This window comes from Desulfopila sp. IMCC35006, from assembly GCF_005116645.1.
In the GTDB taxonomy this organism is placed as follows: domain Bacteria; phylum Desulfobacterota; class Desulfobulbia; order Desulfobulbales; family Desulfocapsaceae; genus Desulforhopalus_A.
This window is the reverse complement of the sequence record NZ_SWCM01000007.1, coordinates 220,282-236,264: the sequence shown is the minus strand read 5'-3', so window position 1 is coordinate 236,264 and position 15,983 is coordinate 220,282. Positions and strand designations below refer to the sequence as shown.

The window sequence follows — 15,983 nt, the reverse complement described above, 5'->3', positions numbered from 1 at the left end:
GAGGAGCGGTCCTCACCTGTTTTAGAGTGACATTCACGCAATAGGTCATTAGTGTTTGTCAGAGTTTCTATTTTGTACACTCTCCCAATACACCAGCGGCAAACAGCAAACAGGCAGAATCGTTGAGCAAGAGCACATCCACCACATATACAAAGAGCGAATCCAGGCGGGTGCCGTTCTCGCAACTGCGCGAATTGCTGCTGCCCACCTTTCGTCAACACCGCTTACGCCTGGCGGCAGGATTTGCCGCACTTATTCTGGTCGACCTGCTCCAGCTGACGATCCCCCGGTTTATAAAGCACGGCGTTGACGGCCTGACGGCCATGACCATCACTCCGGTGGGACTCCTGCACCTGGCCGGGCTGATCCTGTTGTTTGCCGGCATGGTCGTGGTCTTGCGCTTTGCCTGGCGCTACCTGATCATCGGCTTTTCCCGCCTCCTTGAGCGCACTATCCGCAACCGGATCTTTGCCCATATTGTAAAGATGGATGCCCCGTTTTTTGAAAAATACACGACCGGCGATCTCATGGCCCATTCGAGCAACGATCTCGGCGCGGTCCAGATGGCCTGCGGCATGGGCATGGTTGCCGCAGTCGACGCCCTGGTCATGTCCCTTGCGGCAATAGGCTTCATGATAGCCATCCATCCGATGCTCACCCTGCTCGCCCTGCTGCCGATGCCGATCCTGGCGGTCACCACCCGTATCCTCTCAGGCAAACTGCATAAGCGCTTTGCCACCGTGCAGGAACAGTTCTCCTCCATGACCGAATTTTCCCGCTCAACGCTTATCTCCATTGGCTTAATCAAGGCCTATACCATGGAAGATTTCCAGACGGACCGGTTCGGCAAGCTCGGCAGGAAATACGTGCGCAGCAACCTGCGAGTTGCCGCCATCCAGGGTTTAATCAGCCCGCTGGCGACCCTGATCGGCAGCCTCGGCCTGCTGATGGTGCTTTATTTTGGCGGTCGCCTGGTGATTAACAACACGATAACCCTGGGCGATTTTGTCGCCTTTATCACCTATCTGTATATGTTGATCTGGCCGATGATGGCCATCGGCTGGGTCGCCAACCTGGTGCAGCGCGGCCTGACCTCACTCGGCCGCATCCACGACCTGGTCACCAGCCGGACGACCCTGCCGGATCCGGTGTTGCCGGTGCCGCCGGCAATGCTCAAACACCCCGGCTACGAACTGAAGAACATGAGCTTTCGTTATTCTTCCTCAACCGCTCCTGCCGTTGATAACCTCACCCTTTCTTTCGGACCGGGAATTCACGGGGTCACCGGGCGGACCGGTTCGGGCAAGTCGACTCTTTGTAAAATTCTGGCCCGGCTGTACCCGGTTGCTGACGGACAGCTTTTTTTTGGGGGTACGGATGTCAACCAGCTCCCCCTGCAGTTTATTCGCGCCCATATCGGTTATGTCGGCCAGGAACCAGTTCTCTTTTCCGATACCATCGCGGCAAATATTGCGCTTGGCAGAGCAGATGCCAGCCGGGAGGAAGTCATCCAGGCAGCAGTAAATGCGGCAATTCACGAAGACATTGTCGGCTTAAAAGACGGCTACGACACCATGACCGGCGAGCGGGGCGTCAAACTTTCCGGCGGACAGCGGCAAAGGCTGGCGCTGGCCAGGGCCTTGCTCTGCGACCGACCGGTCCTGATTATCGACGATGGATTATCGGCGGTGGATGTCGCCACCGAGCACGAGGTTTTTGCCGGTCTCAAACGCCATTTTGCCGGAAAAACCGTCCTGATTGTGTCGAACCGCATCAAACTGCTGTCGATGACCGATAGAATTATCATCCTGGCCGATGGTGCAGTGCAAAGTGAAGGCAGCCACGAGCAGCTGCTGCAGGAAAACTCTCTGTACCAGTCAATGTATGCCAAGCAGATGACCCAGGACGCCCTGAAGGAGCCGGAATCGCCATGATGAACTACGGCTACAGTGAAAAGGGGCAGGAAGGGTCCCTGAGTGATTTTCATCTCTGGCGGAAGATATTACAATTTTCCGCACCGTATTGGCTCAGTCTCTTCTTTGCGGTGATCATCTCCATTCTCATCACCTGGGCCACCCTCACCCTCCCCCATCTGGTCCAGACGGCAATCGATCACTACATAACGGCAACCACGGTCGCCACCGATGCACGAATCGCCGGGCTTACCAGGACTGCGATACATTATGGAGTTCTCATCTTCGCCATATTCTTTGCCTCCTTCTGCCAGGTACTGGTACTCGAATGGGTGGGGCAATCGGTTATGCATACGGTTCGTCAGCGCCTATTCCACCATCTTCTGCACCTTGATCTGCCGTTTTTCAACAGCAACCCGACAGGCAGACTGGTCACCCGTCTGACCAACGACATCCAGAATATGAACGAGATGTTCACCTCGGTCATTGTCACCCTGTTTAACGATCTTCTGCAGCTGACCGGCATCCTTGTTCTGCTGTTCTGGATGAACCCGCGGCTGGCCGGGGTCATGACCATTTTCATCCCTCTGGCGATCATTATCACCATTTTCTTTGCCCGCCTGGCCAGGGAACAATTCCGGGCGATTCGCATCCAGCTGGCCAAAATCAACAGTTTTCTGGCGGAAAACCTGTCCGGAATGTCTATCATTCAACTTTTCGGCAGACAGGAGTCAAACAGACAAACCTTTGAACATTTGAGTGAGGGGTTTTTACAGAGAACACTGAGCCAGATCAAACTTTTCGGCACCTTCATGCCGCTCACCGAATTCATGAGTTCTGCGGCCATCGCCCTGATTCTCTGGTACGGCGGCGGCGAAGTGTTGCAGAAACGGCTGACGCTCGGCGAACTCGTGGCCTTTATCTCGTATATGCGGCTGTTTTTTCAGCCGCTGCGGGAGCTGGCCCAGAAATATTCCGTGGTCCAGTCGGCAATGGCCTCCGCTGAAAGAATTTTCCAGCTGCTTGATACCAAAAGCGAGATTGTCGAGCTGGAACAGCCGGTACAATTGCCGAAGATACAAGGAAGTCTGCTGTTCAAGAATATTCATTTTGGCTATCAGGCGGACAATCCGATCCTGCATGACGTCTCGCTTGCCCTCTATCCGGGTCAGACCGTGGCCCTCGTCGGCACTACCGGATCCGGGAAAACAACGCTTGTCAATCTGCTGCTGCGGTTCTACGACCCCCAGGCGGGAACCATCCGCATTGATGATACCGATATCGCCTGCCTCGAGCTGCGCAAGCTGCGCACTATAGTCGGCGTCATCCTGCAGGACGTATTTATTCTGCAGGATACCCTCTTTGCCAATATCGTCATGGATACCGGATGCTCACGGGAAAAAACAGAAGCAATTCTCAATCAGACCGGCATGAACCGGTTTGTCGACAAACTGCCGGCAGGCCTGGATACGATTATCGGGGAGGGAGGACTGGAGCTTTCTACGGGCGAGAAACAATTGCTCTCATTCGCCAGGGTTCTCTGCCGGAATCCGGCCATTCTGGTTCTTGATGAAGCAACCGCTGCCATCGACACCGAGTCTGAGAACATCCTGGAGCAGGCCATAGCCGACAGCTTCAAAGGCCGAACTTCGCTGGTTATCGCCCACCGGTTGTCAACCATCAGGCGGGCGGACCATATCGTGGTCATGGCCCACGGCAAAATCGTCGAACAGGGCAGTCATGAAGAACTGCTGCAGCGCAACGGCCACTATGCGCTGCTTGTGGCAATGGATCTGCAGAACGACCAGAGTTCCCATGCAGCGCATGGGAACGAGGTGGTTGACTCGTAAAAACCTACAACGCAGGAGATCGAGCTTTTTACGACGTCATCAATTATGATACGCCGAGATACGCCTTCTGCACTTCCTCATTATTCCGAAGATTCGCCGCGGTATCGGTTGCGGTAATCTCTCCGGTCTGCAGGACATAGCCCCGGTGGGCTATGGACAGGGCCATCAGCGCGTTCTGCTCAACGAGCAGAATAGTGGTACCCCTTGTGGCATTCAGGTCTTTGATGATATCAAAGATCAGCTCAACCAGAATCGGCGCAAGGCCCATGGACGGCTCATCGAGCATCAGCAGATGCGGATCCATCATCAGGCCCCGGGCAATAGCCAGCATCTGCTGTTCCCCGCCGGACAGGGTCCCGCCGAATTGATCGATACGCTCTTTCAACCTCGGGAACAGGCTAAAGCCATACTCCATCCGCTCTTCAATGACCCTTGAATCAGTTACCGTAAAAGCGCCCATCTCCAGGTTTTCCTTCACCGTCAGCGTGGGAAAAATGCCGCGTCCCTCAGGGACATGGACCATTCCGGCAGTAACGATCTCATGGGGTTCTTTTTTAGAAATATCTTTTCCTTCAAAAGAAATCATCCCTTTTTTAGGATGCATCATACCAGAGATGGTCCGCAGGATTGTGCTTTTACCGGCACCGTTGGAGCCGATAAGAGTGACAATTTCTCCTTCGTTCACCTCGACCGAAATCCCCTTGAGTGCATGGATCTGTCCGTAATAACTATGAATATTGTCTACTTCCAACAAACTCATTGCATTTTCTCCTCATGCTGTCCGGCGACTGCTCCCCGGCCAAGATAGGCCTCGATTACTCGAGTATTGGCGCGGATTTGCTGCGGAGTACCTTCAGCAATCTTCTCACCATAATCCATGACACAGATATCTTCGGAAATATTCATGACCACCCGCATATCGTGTTCGATAAGCAGGATAGTAATGCCCAGGTCCGTTTTAATATGACGGAATAACCGGATAATATCTTCCGTTTCCTGGGGATTCATGCCGGCGGCCGGCTCATCCAGCAGCAGCAGGAGCGGTTCCGCGGCCAGAGCTCGGGCGATTTCCAGCCTTCGTTGCGCACCGTAGGGCAGGTTTTTAGCCAATTCATTCTCAACCCTTTTCAGGCCGACATACTGCATCAGCCGTGCCGCCTTTTTCTCTGCCTCCGCTTCCTCTTTCTTGAAACCAGGCAATCGGAAGAGCGTCTGGATGGGCGACTGTTTGAAGTGAATATGCATGCCGACGAGGATGTTTTCGATGACCGTCATATCAGGAAACAGACGAATGTTCTGAAAAGTTCGGGCAATACCGCAAGCGGCAATCTGATCCGGCCTGAGCCCGACCAGCGATTTACCATTGAATTTAATGGTTCCGCCATCGGGCTTATAAATTCCGGTCAGGGTGTTGAAAAACGTCGTTTTCCCTGCGCCGTTCGGACCTATGATCGAAACGATCCGCCCTTTTTCAAGCGAAAAGGTGACATCGCTGATGGCTTTCAGGCCACCAAACACCTTGGTCATGTTGTTAATTTCAAGTAAAGCCATTATGTCACCCTCTCCCTAATTTTCTTCCAGATCGATTTTCCGTTTTCTCCGGGCTGCAGGAATCAATCCAGCTGGTCGAAAGATCATCATCAAGACCAGGATAAGTCCAAAAAGCAAGCGTTGATATTTTGCCGGATCAAGTTGATTTGACAGGTCTTTCCAGGCAAAATTTATAATCGGAATCACCGCATCACTTTGACGCAGCTCATTGAGATACAGAGAAAATCCCTGCAGTACCTGGAGGTTGAGAATGGTAACCGTCGCCGCACCGAGAATTACCCCGGGAATACTGCCCGCCCCTCCGAGAATAACCATGGTGAGCACGCCTATTGACTGCATAAAGGAAAACGATTCCGGGCTGATAAAGGTTCTGCTCGCGGCCAGCAATACGCCCATGACACCGGCGAAAGAGGCACCAACGGCAAAGGCGGCAAGCTTCATCTTCACCAGAGGAATACCCTGGGCAATGGCCGCGGTCTCATCTTCGCGCACGGCGGTCCAGGCACGGCCTATTTTTGAGTCGTCCAGACGCCGGGTAACAAAGATGATGACAATGATCACGGCCAGGGCGAACATATAGAACATCAGGTTGTACATGACCGCCGCACTGACATTATGACCGACCACTCCACCGAAAACAGAATTAAACCAGTCAACCGCAAAGTCCGGCATAGTCGGCCGCTGAATCGGGGTAATCCCCTGCGGACCGTTGGTGAAATTGAGTGGTTTATCGAGGTTATTGGCCAAAACCCTGATCACCTCGCCAAAGCCGAGGGTGACAATCGCCAGATAATCACCACGCAGGCGCAGCACCGGCAAACCGAGCAGGATGCCGGTCAAACCGGCGATGATGACCCCGACGACAAGAAACATATAAAAGGCATCCCCGGGCAGAAAAAAGGGAAGGGCAGCCGGTGCCGTACCCGGTGCGTAGTGCAGCATATAAAACTGCTGCGATCCGAAAAAAGCCCAGAGATAGGCGCCAACCGCATAAAACGCCACATAGCCCAGATCGAGCAGCCCGGCAAAACCGACAACAATATTCAATCCGAGGGCAAGGGCGGCAAAAACACTGATCTGAAAGATAACCTCCAGATAGAAAATATTCCTGGCCCCGACAATAGGGATGATTACCAGGGCCAGAATAACTGCGGCAATCAGCTTGAAACGCAGGCTGGTTGTGAAAAAATAAAGCGACATAAACGAGGTCATGAGGACCAGAAAAGCGAGATTGGATCGCGGCTGGGTATAAACCAGAAAACTACCGGCAACGATATGGCCAATAACGATCAGGTACGACCAATACCCTCGGTTGACCCGATTGAACAATTCCTTAAAGAACGACGAAATCATGAGACTCTCCTATGCTTTCTGCATGACATGTTTGCCCATCAGACCCTGAGGCCGGAAAATGAGGACAAGAATCAAAATACTGAAGGCGAAGATATCCTTGTATTCCGAACCCGCCGCTCCCATAGTGAACACGCCCATATACGATCCGGCAAAGGTTTCCAGCATGCCGAGAACTATCCCGCCAAGCAGGGCTCCGGTCATGTTGCCGATGCCACCGAGCACTGCAGCGGTAAAGGCTTTCAATCCAGGGAAGAAACCAACAAAAGGATCGATCCGGGTAAATTTCAGGGCATAGAGCACCCCGGCCGCACCACCCAGCAGGCCACCAACCAGAAAAGTCAGGGAAATTATCCGGTTAACATTGATCCCCATAAGACTTGCGGTGGGACGATCCTGGGCCACTGCCCGTATGGCTTTTCCGACCCTGGTGGCATTGACCAGATAATTCAGTCCTACCAGCATCAGCACCGCAGAGCCGATGACAATGATCGACTTGACGGAAATACCCAGGGTGAGCTTTGAGGTTCCCATGGCGATTTTTCCAAAAACAATGCGGCTGTCAAAATTGCCGAAGGTCGGCATAATGCGGTTGAACTGCCCACTGGTCAGGCTTTCAACCAGCCGGATGACATCCTGGAGCAGAAAAGAGACCCCGATCGCCGAGATAAGCGGCACTAATCGCGATGCGCCGCGCAGGGGCCGGTAGGCAACGCGTTCGACAGCCACTGCCAGACCGCCGGCGGCCATCATGCCGAGAATGATTGCCAGGATAAGATAGGCATACGCCATTCCAAGCGACGCTCCCGCAAGAATTCCCATTCCATCCAGGGCAATAAGCAACTCCACACCGACAAAAGCACCAACCGCAAAGATCTCACTGTGGGCGAAGTTAATGAATTCAAGAACCCCGTATACCATGGTGTAGCCGAGGGCGATGGCCGCGTAGACAAAACCAATGGTCAGGCCGTCGATAATGACCTGGGGCAGATTGAGCATAGTATAGGTATACAGGCTGACATTGTACTTGTCCATGAGACTCGCACCGACAGCAGTACCATCCAGAGCCAGGGCGAGCGAAATTGCAATCGCCGACATGAAAGCAGCGCTGCCCAGGGAAAAAAGGACCATCTGCCCCACAGGCCGTACCAGTTCATACACATTTATGCGTTTCAGGAATCGTATCATGATCACTCACTGACGTTAAAAATCAACCGGCCCTTTGGGAATCAAAGGGCCGGTCCAAGAACTTTGGAAATCCTGTTACTGTGGGGGGGCAATTTCTAGAGTCTTAACAATCTTGTTTTCACTCCATTTGGAAGGATCAGCCGATTCTACCTGGATTACAAAGTAAAGGGCCTTTTCCGGATCACCGATCTTATTGAAGGTAAAGGTACCGGTAATTCCTTTGAAATCCTTCAGAGCGCGAACAGCCTCGGCAACAGCTTTACGGGTGGGAACTTTATTGCCATGGGCTTTTGCGGCATTTTCAATGGCTTTCAGGCTGATTGCCATACAGTCATAGGCCTGAGCGGCAAACGGCTGCGGGGTGGCGTTGTATTTTGCCTGGAAATCTTTAAGAAACTTGGCGGTTCCTGGATACACCGAGGCAGGACCGGAAACCGTCGAATAGTAGGTGCCGCCGCCAGCAATCAAAGTGCCGCCGCCGATCTTAGCTGCATCGGAGCTGTCAAAACCGTCATCGCTGAGGAACATGCCTTCATACCCTCTCTCGCGGGCCTGCTTGAAAAGCACTGCAGCCTGGAACGCCATACCACCGAAGTAGACCAGATCCGGATTACCTGCAACAACCGGGGACAGCAACGCGTCAAAATTGGCTTTTTCCTCGGTTCCTTCAAAGCCAAGAACCTTCATCCCGTTCTCTGCCGCTTTTTTCTTGAAGAATTCGGCAATACCCTGGCCATAGGCGGTTTTATCGTGAACAACAAAGACAGTTTTAACCCCTTTACTTTTGGCAAAATCAGCACCTACAACACCCTGAACATCATCGCGACCAACGATGCGGTTGACTTCCAGATAGCCACGGGTAGTGACCTTAGGATTGGTATTGGCCGGGGAAATATTGACAAGTCCGGAGCTGTGATACACTTCTGATGAAGGGATCTGAACGCCCGAGTTATAATGTCCGACGATCGCAAGAATAGCTGGATCGGAGACAATTCGCTTGGCATTGGCGACACCGGTATCAGGATTAGCCTGGTCGTCAAATGGGGCAAGTTCAGCTTTAATACCCAGCGCTTCCAATGGACCGCTGAGTTGTTCGAGGGCTAATTCAGCACCACGCTTAATGTCAACACCAATTACGGACTGATCACCAGACAACGGTGACTGGGTAGCAATTTTAATCGATTTTCCAGCGGCTCCCGCGGATCCGCAAAGCGCAAGCGTCATACTTGCTGCAACCATCAGTGAAAAAACAGAAAACTTTCGCGTCGACATCCTTTTCTCCTCCCTTGTAAAACTGCTTTATTGTTTAGTATCTTACAGATTATCTCCTTGTTTTTTTTTACAAGGAGATAATCTGTCTCAAGATACTTATCCCGGCTTTCTTCCCGTGTACCGGGGTTAGTATCTTACAGATTATCTCCTTGTTTTTTTTTACAAGGAGATAATCTGTCTCAAGATACTTATCCCGGCTTTCTTCCCGTGTACCGGGGTTAGTATCTTACAGATTATCTCCTTGTTTTTTTTTACAAGGAGATAATCTGTCTCAAGATACTTATCCCGGCTTTCTTCCCGTGTACCGGGGTTAGTATCTTACAGATTATCTCCTTGTTTTTTTTTCAAGGAGATAATCTGTCTCAAGATACTTATCCCGACCTTTTTCAATCTTACCCGTGTCAGGCAGTCATGCCGTTGATCTTGGACAAAAAAACCTGACATTCTCATTAAGAATCATGACATCATCATTGAGCGATTCACGATCCTGCAAAAGGGAAAGGCACGGCCTCTTTACGTTGCAGGCCTCTTTATGCTTAGCCCTTTAGGGACACCCTGTGACGGCAATATGCTAGCTGATTACCTTCGCCCACGCAACAAAATTTGCGCTTTTTATGTAACGAATATCGGTTTTTTACCATATCCCACAAAAGAGTAGTCCGCTTGCAAAAAAATACCAATTATGTAAAGTTGAAGAAAAAAAATCGCCAGGGGAAGAAATACAAGGGGAAAAGATCAGGGCGGGAGCTGCACTCGGAGGAAAACAGGGCCAGGCAGGGGTCAGAGAAGCAACCAGCGGAACCTGGTTGCGGGAAAATCACACGGGAGCAAAAACAACTTGATACTGGATCCCCTCATCACTGATGATCGGCAGAAACCAGTTTTCTCCTGAAACGAAATATTGCATGCGCTCAATGACAATCGACCGTGCGCCATTCGGCAGGGTGGAAACGACAGTTCCGACGGGAAGCGTTTCCAGCTCCGTTGAGACCTCCTCCCAGACACGGTCATCGGCGCTCGAATAATAATACCAGGCAAAACCGGGCGTTGAACAGATAACAGTTAATATACTGGCCACTGCAATTGCCGTTACACGGCGCACTCTTATTGTCATTAGCATCCCCCGCTCTTATCCTGTCGCTGATTTTCCCCGGTGACCGGGAAAAATTCTCTGCTTAATATTGATAACGATTATTGCAGACGACGTGCCAGAACGAATCAAACAGTTAACTATTTGATTTTCAATAGATAGAGTGGGTTTTATAAATCAGCGACCTGCATTTCACCCAGAAAATGCGCAAAGAGTGCACTTTGCCATGACAATTTTTACCCATTCAATTCCGCAAGGTAGCCTTCAACCTGTCCGGCTTCAGCAACAAGGCGAAGGCAGCAACAATATCGGTACACATAAGGTCTGCATGGAGGATCGCCGCCATACCGGCGCCTTCTCTCTGGACCAGGACAATTCCCAATGCTGCAGTCTGCAGCATGAGACCATCGTTTCTGCCGTTGCCGATGGCCGCCACCTTTTCCGCACCCAGCGACTGGACATAGGCCTGCTTTTGCCTGTCTTGAGTGTCTGGCCCGATGATATGCAAGGTACATGGCAGCCCCTTCAGTTTCTCAGCAACCGTGCCATGGGTATCGGCGGTAATAACATGCAGCTGTAAATGAATCGCCAGTTCGCGGATTTTTTCTGCCACCCCGGCGATCAAATCACCGTCCAGGGCCAGGGTACCGTTATAATCCAGGACAAGATGCGACAGCTGCAGGTTTTCACCACCGGGAATTTGCACTGTAATCATGACTCAATCCTTTTCTTTACGCCTGAGATAACCGAAGAGTCGTTTGGCAGAGCCAATACATGATGGGCAATATCAACAACTCCGGCTCTCTCCAGCATGGTAATAATTTCGCTGCAGGAATACGCCCGTCCATGATCCGTTCCAACCAGCATATTGAGAGCAAAGAGCGCTGGAAACTCTGGCCCGTCTTTGGTGTCATTGAGGATAAAATCATGGATCAGGAGTAAACCGCCCGGCTCCATTGCCGCCACGGTTTTAGTCAGACACTCCTGACATTCTTCCAGGGAGTTGCTATGAAGAATATGGGAGAGCCAGGCAACATCATAAGGCCCGCCAGCAATCGGATCGGTATTGAAATCGCCGCCAATAAAATCGATTCGTTCAGCCAGCTGAAACTTTGCTGCGGTCTGCCTGGCAAAAGGTTCTGTGGTTGGGCGATCGAGGATGACTGCCGTTAACTCAGGATTCGCAAGGCAGAAATGAATACTGTAGGTACCGGGCCCACCGCCCAGATCAAGCAGCCGCTTGCGACCGACGAGCTGAAATTTTTCGGCCATCTGTGGGGCAATCATCATCGCCAGATTGAACATCCCCATCAAGAAACTTTCCCTTTCGACTTCCGCACCATAGGAGCGACGGTTCACACGCCGCCCCGACTTCACGGCCTCATCGAGCTGCGCCCAGCCATCGAGAATATGATGGTGATGCAGGATAATATGCCCCTGATACTCGGGGCGGCCGGCGACCAGGTATTTTCTGGAGAAATCGGTGTTGGCATACCCTGAATCGGTTTTACGCAATAATCCCATCGCCGAGAGGGCATCAAGCAACAGGCCGGTTGCCCGAAGCTCCGCACCGATACTGCCTGCCACCTGAACCACATCGCCGCCGGCATCGCCCAGCACTGTAAATAGCTGCAGCCGCACCCCTGCCTGGAGGGCACATCCCCGCCAGTATCCACTAGATACCCCGAGTAACACAGGCACATTCCATTCTTTTATCATAATTGCCCCCTGCTTGCCGTTATGCTGTTTCTTGCCCATATCGTCAAAGAATATCTGATTGCCCCATGCTCAGCACAGAAAGTCCGGAGGGATATGGGCTGAGGTTGGGTGGTTATTACAAAACAGAATATTTCCCTTGCCTTTCCGCGTAAAAAAAAGCAAGCTACGGGAAATTATCTATCGTATTTTAGGGATTTTTCACATATAAATCATTTTTTCACCCCCAACATGAGCCAGCCGCCTAACGAAGTCAGCGACCAGGAATTAAAACGGGTCATTGCCGACTTTCTCGACCAGGGTCACGTGGAAAATATTGTGGCAATGTTCCGCCGTGAACCGGAATATTACGCCTGGACCGGAGAAATCTTAAGCGACGAACGGTTCGCTGTACGCCTTGGGGTGTCGGTTCTTTTTGAAGAGCTGCAGATATTGCAGCCCAACCGACTGCCACTGGCTATTCCATCGCTTGTCAAGCTGCTTGATTCAGAACAGCCGCTGCTCAGGGGAGAAGCAATATCCCTGCTGGGAATAATCGGCACAGACCAGGCCATGGCAGAGATTCGCCGTCTAGCAAGCGATCCGAATCCGCAGGTTCGGGAGATGGTTCAGCTTGTACTGGCAGGCACAGCATGAAAGTGAACAACACCATGGACCCGGCATCTCCCCGAACCCCGCATGGTATACCCTGGTGGGTATATGTCATGCTGGCAATAGGCAGCTACTGCCTGTTGAGATATGTAGTTCCGGACCTTCACCTGAGCAACCCTGCCCTCCAGAAATTAACCAAGGCAGCACCGACCTTTGCCCCGCCGGCAAGCATTCTTTTTTTACTGCTTGCTGCCAAGAGGCTCTATGATACCGATCGTGGGGAGGAAGAATCCGGGCAGGAGAAGGACAAGGATGCGAATACTCCAGAGGAAAAATAGTCTGTTCATCTCATATATGCTTTAGGCATCTTCCATGAAAACAATGCACAACAGTATGCAGCAGCTTTGGTCAAGACTCTGGATTCCTTATGTGATGCCTTTTGCTCTCTTTATGCTCCTGACAGAGCCCGCCCGTTTTTTTCCTGAACTCACTCCTTATCTCTATATAACCAAGACCATCCTGGTCGGAACCCTGCTCTGGTTCTGGCGGGAAAAGTATGCTGTGGACTTTTCTTCCAACCTCTCCTCCAGTAATATAGTGACGGCGGTTTGCTGTGGACTTCTGGTGCTCGTTATCTGGATTGCTCCGGAGAAATACCAGTTTCAGCTCGGCCAGAGTTCAGGGTTCGACCCCCATGCTCTCGGCGGTTCACAGCTGGGTGCGACAGGACTTATTGCCGTACGGCTGCTTGGCTCGACACTGGTTGTGCCGGTTATGGAAGAATTGTTCTGGCGTTCTTTTTTAATGCGTTATCTGGTTGATCCGGCATTTCGTTCCGTGCCGATGGGGGCTTTTACCTGGTTATCATTTGTCGGCGTGGCAGTTTTATTCGGCCTCGAACACCACCGGGTGGGCGTGGGAATTATTGCCGGACTGCTCTATGGGCTTTTGCTGGTTTACCAGAAAAACCTGAAAAGTGTTATTATTGCCCATGCCACCACCAATTTTGGGCTTGGAGTCTATATCTTGATAACAAACAACTGGATGCTCTGGTAAAGGATCATTCTCCGACCAGATCTTTCCTTTCTCCACCTGCACAAATCCACCGTGCAACGGCAAAAGCAAACGGATTTTTCTCAATGTCCCTGAAGAACATTCGCCACAGCCAGCTGAATATAATTAAGCTTGTTCTTTTATTTTCGAAGAAAATTCGCTATATTCTGTTTTTTCGGAGTAATAGTCTTTTCTTAACCGGTAACCAATTGACATATGCTTGATTCAACAGATAAAAAAATCCTGAACATCCTGCAGAATAACGGCCGTATCACCAATGCCAGGCTGGCCCAGGAGGTTGGCTTATCCCCGCCCGCCGTGCTGGAACGGGTCCGACGGCTGGAATCGACTGGGATCATCGAAAAATATGTGGCTATCCTTGACCGGAAACAGGCCGGATTTGGTATCCAGACCATCGTTATGGTCTGCCTGAGCCATCACCAGATCTCCTCTCTGCAGAAGGTCAAGGAAAGGCTGACCCGGATGGATGAGGTACTTGAGTGCCATCAACTGACCGGGGAAGTCGACTTTCTGCTGAAAGTAGCGGTCAAAGACATGAACAGCTATACCGATTTCGTCAACAACAAGCTTTCCGGGATTCCCGGCATCCAAAACGTAAAGACCTCCTTTATCCTGGAAACCTTGAAAAACTGTACCGCCCTGAAGCTTGCCGCTGATTGACCGCGAGCCTTATCTCGTATTTTATGTGATAAAATTTACATAACAGGGTATATGGGGGAAACTAAAAAACTGGTAAACGCTTATACGCCTGAGGTTATGCAGGCACTTTTGCGTACCCGGTGCACAGTTACAAAAAATCGATCCCCGCTAATTTGACCAGAGACCAGAAAAGATGAAAAACCAAGACGAGCTTATTGCCCAGGCCAATGCAATACTAACCATGGGAGAAAAGGTCCTCGCCACGGAAACCAGTGACACCCAGTCAAAATCCCTTGTCAACGAAGAAAAATTCCACGATTTCAGGATCTCCGCGCTCTCGTTTCTCGGTCGAGTTTTCGGCGAGGGAAGCATCTATTATGAAAGCTTTCGAACCGAGGTCATCCACCACACGGCGAGCCGCACCAGACGAGGCATCGGCATGCTTGCTGCAGCCATAAGGGAGTTACAGGGCGAATGGCTCGCGACCACCGGCGGCGCTATTTCCCGGGATATCTTACTGGAGATGCTCCGCCTCGCCCGCATGCACTATGAACAGGACAACCCCTGGGCAGCCGCAGTCATCGCCGGCGCCATCCTCGAAACGGAACTCCGCAGTCTCTGCCTCGCCAGAGGCATACCGCTGAACAATGAGATCCAGGGCAAAGCCGTGCCCAAAAAAGGGCTGCAACTGACGGGAGAGGCTTACAAGAAGAAGCTCTACGACAGGCAGGACAACAAAGCGGTCATCGCCTGGCTCGAGCTCTACGATGCTGCAGTCAAAGGAGCAGGCGACTCAATTGCCGGAGATCAGGTTAAGAGCATGCTCAATCAAATGCAGGCCTTCCTGACAAAGATAAAATATTGATGGTGTCCTAGAAAAATATTATGCATCCCGTACCCCTCCTTCGGCCGGACACCTTGCTGTTTATCTATTATATCGAAGGCATCGTCCCTGCGCTGCATACAATCAGTGCGGCAAACTTTATCGGCAACTGGGTTGAAGATGATTTCAGCTTCCTGTTTTTTACCCAACCGGCAAAAGACCAGGTCGTCGAAATATTAACCGAATTCAAGGGGCTCAAGCTGCTTGACGAATATAAAATGACCTACGCCGAATGGCAGGGCGGCAGTATTGAGCCTGTACGAATCGGTCGTTTTCTTTTGAATCCCACCTGGATCAAAGCATCTCCCGGTGCAGATGACATCGCGATAACCCTTGATTCCGGCGTAGTATTCGGCAACGGCACGCATCCAACCACCCAGGCCTGCCTTGAAGCCATCGACATAGCCTGTTCCGGTAAAAAGGCCAAAACCATGCTCGATCTTGGATCAGGCACCGGCATTCTGGCCCTTGCCGCGGCAAAACTGGGCTGCGAGAAAATTATCGCCGTTGACTATAATTTCCTGGCCACGCAGACCGCCTGCATGAACGTGCGGCTGAATCATCTGGAAGACCAGATCCTGGTAGTCAATGGTCGGGCGGAAGAACATACCAGCGTCGCCACCGACCTGCTGGTCGCCAATATCCACTACGATGTGATGAAGGACCTGGTACGAACGGAAGGGTTTCTCAGACAAAAATGGTTTGTCCTGTCTGGCCTTCTGCGTGGCGAGGTGGACAAAATTACCGAATTCCTGCATACCCAGCCGGTGCTTATCTTAAAACGCTGGAACCAGGACGATATCTGGCACACCCTGCTTGGCATAACCAACATGCCGGAAACAAAGTAATCCCGCCAGATATCAAAA

Annotated in this window: 16 protein-coding genes; 8 read left to right on the top strand and 8 right to left on the bottom strand. The window is 51.5% G+C overall.

Annotated features, from left to right (window positions below; all coding sequences use genetic code 11):
* Window positions 1–122 precede the first annotated feature (122 nt).
* Complete coding sequence (locus tag FCL47_RS13970; protein ID WP_136814124.1) at window positions 123–1,934, top strand: ABC transporter ATP-binding protein; 1,812 nt, start codon at window positions 123–125, stop codon at window positions 1,932–1,934.
* Window positions 1,931–3,763: an ABC transporter ATP-binding protein gene (locus FCL47_RS13965; RefSeq protein WP_136814123.1), complete on the top strand. Its 1,833-nt coding sequence runs from the start codon at window positions 1,931–1,933 to the stop codon at window positions 3,761–3,763. The genes FCL47_RS13970 and FCL47_RS13965 overlap by 4 nt, the downstream gene beginning before the upstream one ends.
* Window positions 3,764–3,806: 43 nt before the next feature.
* Here the strand turns inward: FCL47_RS13965 and FCL47_RS13960 are convergent, their stop codons facing one another.
* From FCL47_RS13960 to FCL47_RS13925, 8 genes are all read right to left on the bottom strand, one after another.
* Window positions 3,807–4,523: an ABC transporter ATP-binding protein gene (locus tag FCL47_RS13960; RefSeq protein WP_136814122.1), complete on the bottom strand. Its 717-nt coding sequence runs from the start codon at window positions 4,521–4,523 to the stop codon at window positions 3,807–3,809.
* Complete coding sequence (locus FCL47_RS13955) at window positions 4,520–5,314, bottom strand: ABC transporter ATP-binding protein (RefSeq protein WP_136814121.1); 795 nt, start codon at window positions 5,312–5,314, stop codon at window positions 4,520–4,522. Before FCL47_RS13955 ends, FCL47_RS13960 begins: the two co-directional genes overlap by 4 nt.
* A 15-nt stretch (window positions 5,315–5,329) precedes the next feature.
* Complete coding sequence (locus FCL47_RS13950; RefSeq protein ID WP_136814120.1) at window positions 5,330–6,667, bottom strand: branched-chain amino acid ABC transporter permease; 1,338 nt, start codon at window positions 6,665–6,667, stop codon at window positions 5,330–5,332.
* A 9-nt stretch (window positions 6,668–6,676) separates the two neighbouring features.
* Window positions 6,677–7,852 carry a branched-chain amino acid ABC transporter permease gene (locus tag FCL47_RS13945; protein WP_240744244.1) on the bottom strand — a complete coding sequence of 392 codons (1,176 nt, stop codon included), beginning with the start codon at window positions 7,850–7,852 and terminating at the stop codon, window positions 6,677–6,679.
* A gap of 75 nt (window positions 7,853–7,927) precedes the next feature.
* Window positions 7,928–9,124 (bottom strand): branched-chain amino acid ABC transporter substrate-binding protein, encoded by a 1,197-nt coding sequence (locus FCL47_RS13940; RefSeq protein ID WP_205747319.1) that lies wholly within the window; start codon window positions 9,122–9,124, stop codon window positions 7,928–7,930.
* 817 nt (window positions 9,125–9,941) lie between these two features.
* Window positions 9,942–10,238, bottom strand: a complete 297-nt coding sequence (locus FCL47_RS13935; RefSeq protein ID WP_136814119.1) for a DUF6515 family protein — start codon at window positions 10,236–10,238, stop codon at window positions 9,942–9,944.
* A gap of 220 nt (window positions 10,239–10,458) precedes the next feature.
* Entirely contained in the window at window positions 10,459–10,929 is a 471-nt protein-coding gene (locus tag FCL47_RS13930; protein WP_136814118.1) for an HAD family hydrolase, read from the bottom strand.
* Window positions 10,926–11,933 carry a methyltransferase gene (locus FCL47_RS13925; protein ID WP_136814117.1) on the bottom strand — a complete coding sequence of 336 codons (1,008 nt, stop codon included), beginning with the start codon at window positions 11,931–11,933 and terminating at the stop codon, window positions 10,926–10,928. Before FCL47_RS13925 ends, FCL47_RS13930 begins: the two co-directional genes overlap by 4 nt.
* Before the next feature lie 228 nt (window positions 11,934–12,161).
* Here FCL47_RS13925 and FCL47_RS13920 point away from each other — a divergent pair, with 228 nt between their 5' ends.
* The 6 genes from FCL47_RS13920 (at window position 12,162) to FCL47_RS13895 (ending at window position 15,965) form a co-directional block, all read left to right on the top strand.
* The gene (locus tag FCL47_RS13920; protein ID WP_136814166.1) at window positions 12,162–12,566 is read left to right on the top strand and encodes a HEAT repeat domain-containing protein; all 405 of its coding nucleotides are present in this window, start codon (window positions 12,162–12,164) and stop codon (window positions 12,564–12,566) included.
* Window positions 12,563–12,859: a hypothetical protein gene (locus FCL47_RS13915; RefSeq protein WP_136814116.1), complete on the top strand. Its 297-nt coding sequence runs from the start codon at window positions 12,563–12,565 to the stop codon at window positions 12,857–12,859. Before FCL47_RS13920 ends, FCL47_RS13915 begins: the two co-directional genes overlap by 4 nt.
* Window positions 12,860–12,893: 34 nt before the next feature.
* Window positions 12,894–13,577 (top strand): CAAX prenyl protease-related protein, encoded by a 684-nt coding sequence (locus FCL47_RS13910; protein WP_136814115.1) that lies wholly within the window; start codon window positions 12,894–12,896, stop codon window positions 13,575–13,577.
* Between the two features lie 213 nt (window positions 13,578–13,790).
* Window positions 13,791–14,255, top strand: a complete 465-nt coding sequence (locus FCL47_RS13905; RefSeq protein ID WP_136814114.1) for an Lrp/AsnC family transcriptional regulator — start codon at window positions 13,791–13,793, stop codon at window positions 14,253–14,255.
* Between the two features lie 172 nt (window positions 14,256–14,427).
* Entirely contained in the window at window positions 14,428–15,099 is a 672-nt protein-coding gene (locus FCL47_RS13900; RefSeq protein WP_136814113.1) for a hypothetical protein, read from the top strand.
* Window positions 15,100–15,119: 20 nt separating this feature from the next.
* Entirely contained in the window at window positions 15,120–15,965 is an 846-nt protein-coding gene (locus FCL47_RS13895) for a 50S ribosomal protein L11 methyltransferase (RefSeq protein WP_136814112.1), read from the top strand.
* The last annotated feature ends 18 nt before the right edge of the window (window positions 15,966–15,983 follow it).

Coding starts and splice junctions, on each gene's coding strand:
- FCL47_RS13965 (WP_136814123.1), top strand. CDS start 1,931: ATGATGAACTACGGCTACAGTGAAAAGGGGCAGGAAGGGTCCCTGAGT.
- FCL47_RS13960 (WP_136814122.1), bottom strand. CDS start 4,523: ATGAGTTTGTTGGAAGTAGACAATATTCATAGTTATTACGGACAGATC.
- FCL47_RS13955 (WP_136814121.1), bottom strand. CDS start 5,314: ATGGCTTTACTTGAAATTAACAACATGACCAAGGTGTTTGGTGGCCTG.
- FCL47_RS13950 (WP_136814120.1), bottom strand. CDS start 6,667: ATGATTTCGTCGTTCTTTAAGGAATTGTTCAATCGGGTCAACCGAGGG.
- FCL47_RS13945 (WP_240744244.1), bottom strand. CDS start 7,852: ATGATACGATTCCTGAAACGCATAAATGTGTATGAACTGGTACGGCCT.
- FCL47_RS13940 (WP_205747319.1), bottom strand. CDS start 9,124: ATGTCGACGCGAAAGTTTTCTGTTTTTTCACTGATGGTTGCAGCAAGT.
- FCL47_RS13935 (WP_136814119.1), bottom strand. CDS start 10,238: ATGACAATAAGAGTGCGCCGTGTAACGGCAATTGCAGTGGCCAGTATA.
- FCL47_RS13930 (WP_136814118.1), bottom strand. CDS start 10,929: ATGATTACAGTGCAAATTCCCGGTGGTGAAAACCTGCAGCTGTCGCAT.
- FCL47_RS13925 (WP_136814117.1), bottom strand. CDS start 11,933: ATGATAAAAGAATGGAATGTGCCTGTGTTACTCGGGGTATCTAGTGGA.
- FCL47_RS13920 (WP_136814166.1), top strand. CDS start 12,162: ATGAGCCAGCCGCCTAACGAAGTCAGCGACCAGGAATTAAAACGGGTC.
- FCL47_RS13915 (WP_136814116.1), top strand. CDS start 12,563: ATGAAAGTGAACAACACCATGGACCCGGCATCTCCCCGAACCCCGCAT.
- FCL47_RS13910 (WP_136814115.1), top strand. CDS start 12,894: ATGAAAACAATGCACAACAGTATGCAGCAGCTTTGGTCAAGACTCTGG.
- FCL47_RS13905 (WP_136814114.1), top strand. CDS start 13,791: ATGCTTGATTCAACAGATAAAAAAATCCTGAACATCCTGCAGAATAAC.
- FCL47_RS13900 (WP_136814113.1), top strand. CDS start 14,428: ATGAAAAACCAAGACGAGCTTATTGCCCAGGCCAATGCAATACTAACC.
- FCL47_RS13895 (WP_136814112.1), top strand. CDS start 15,120: ATGCATCCCGTACCCCTCCTTCGGCCGGACACCTTGCTGTTTATCTAT.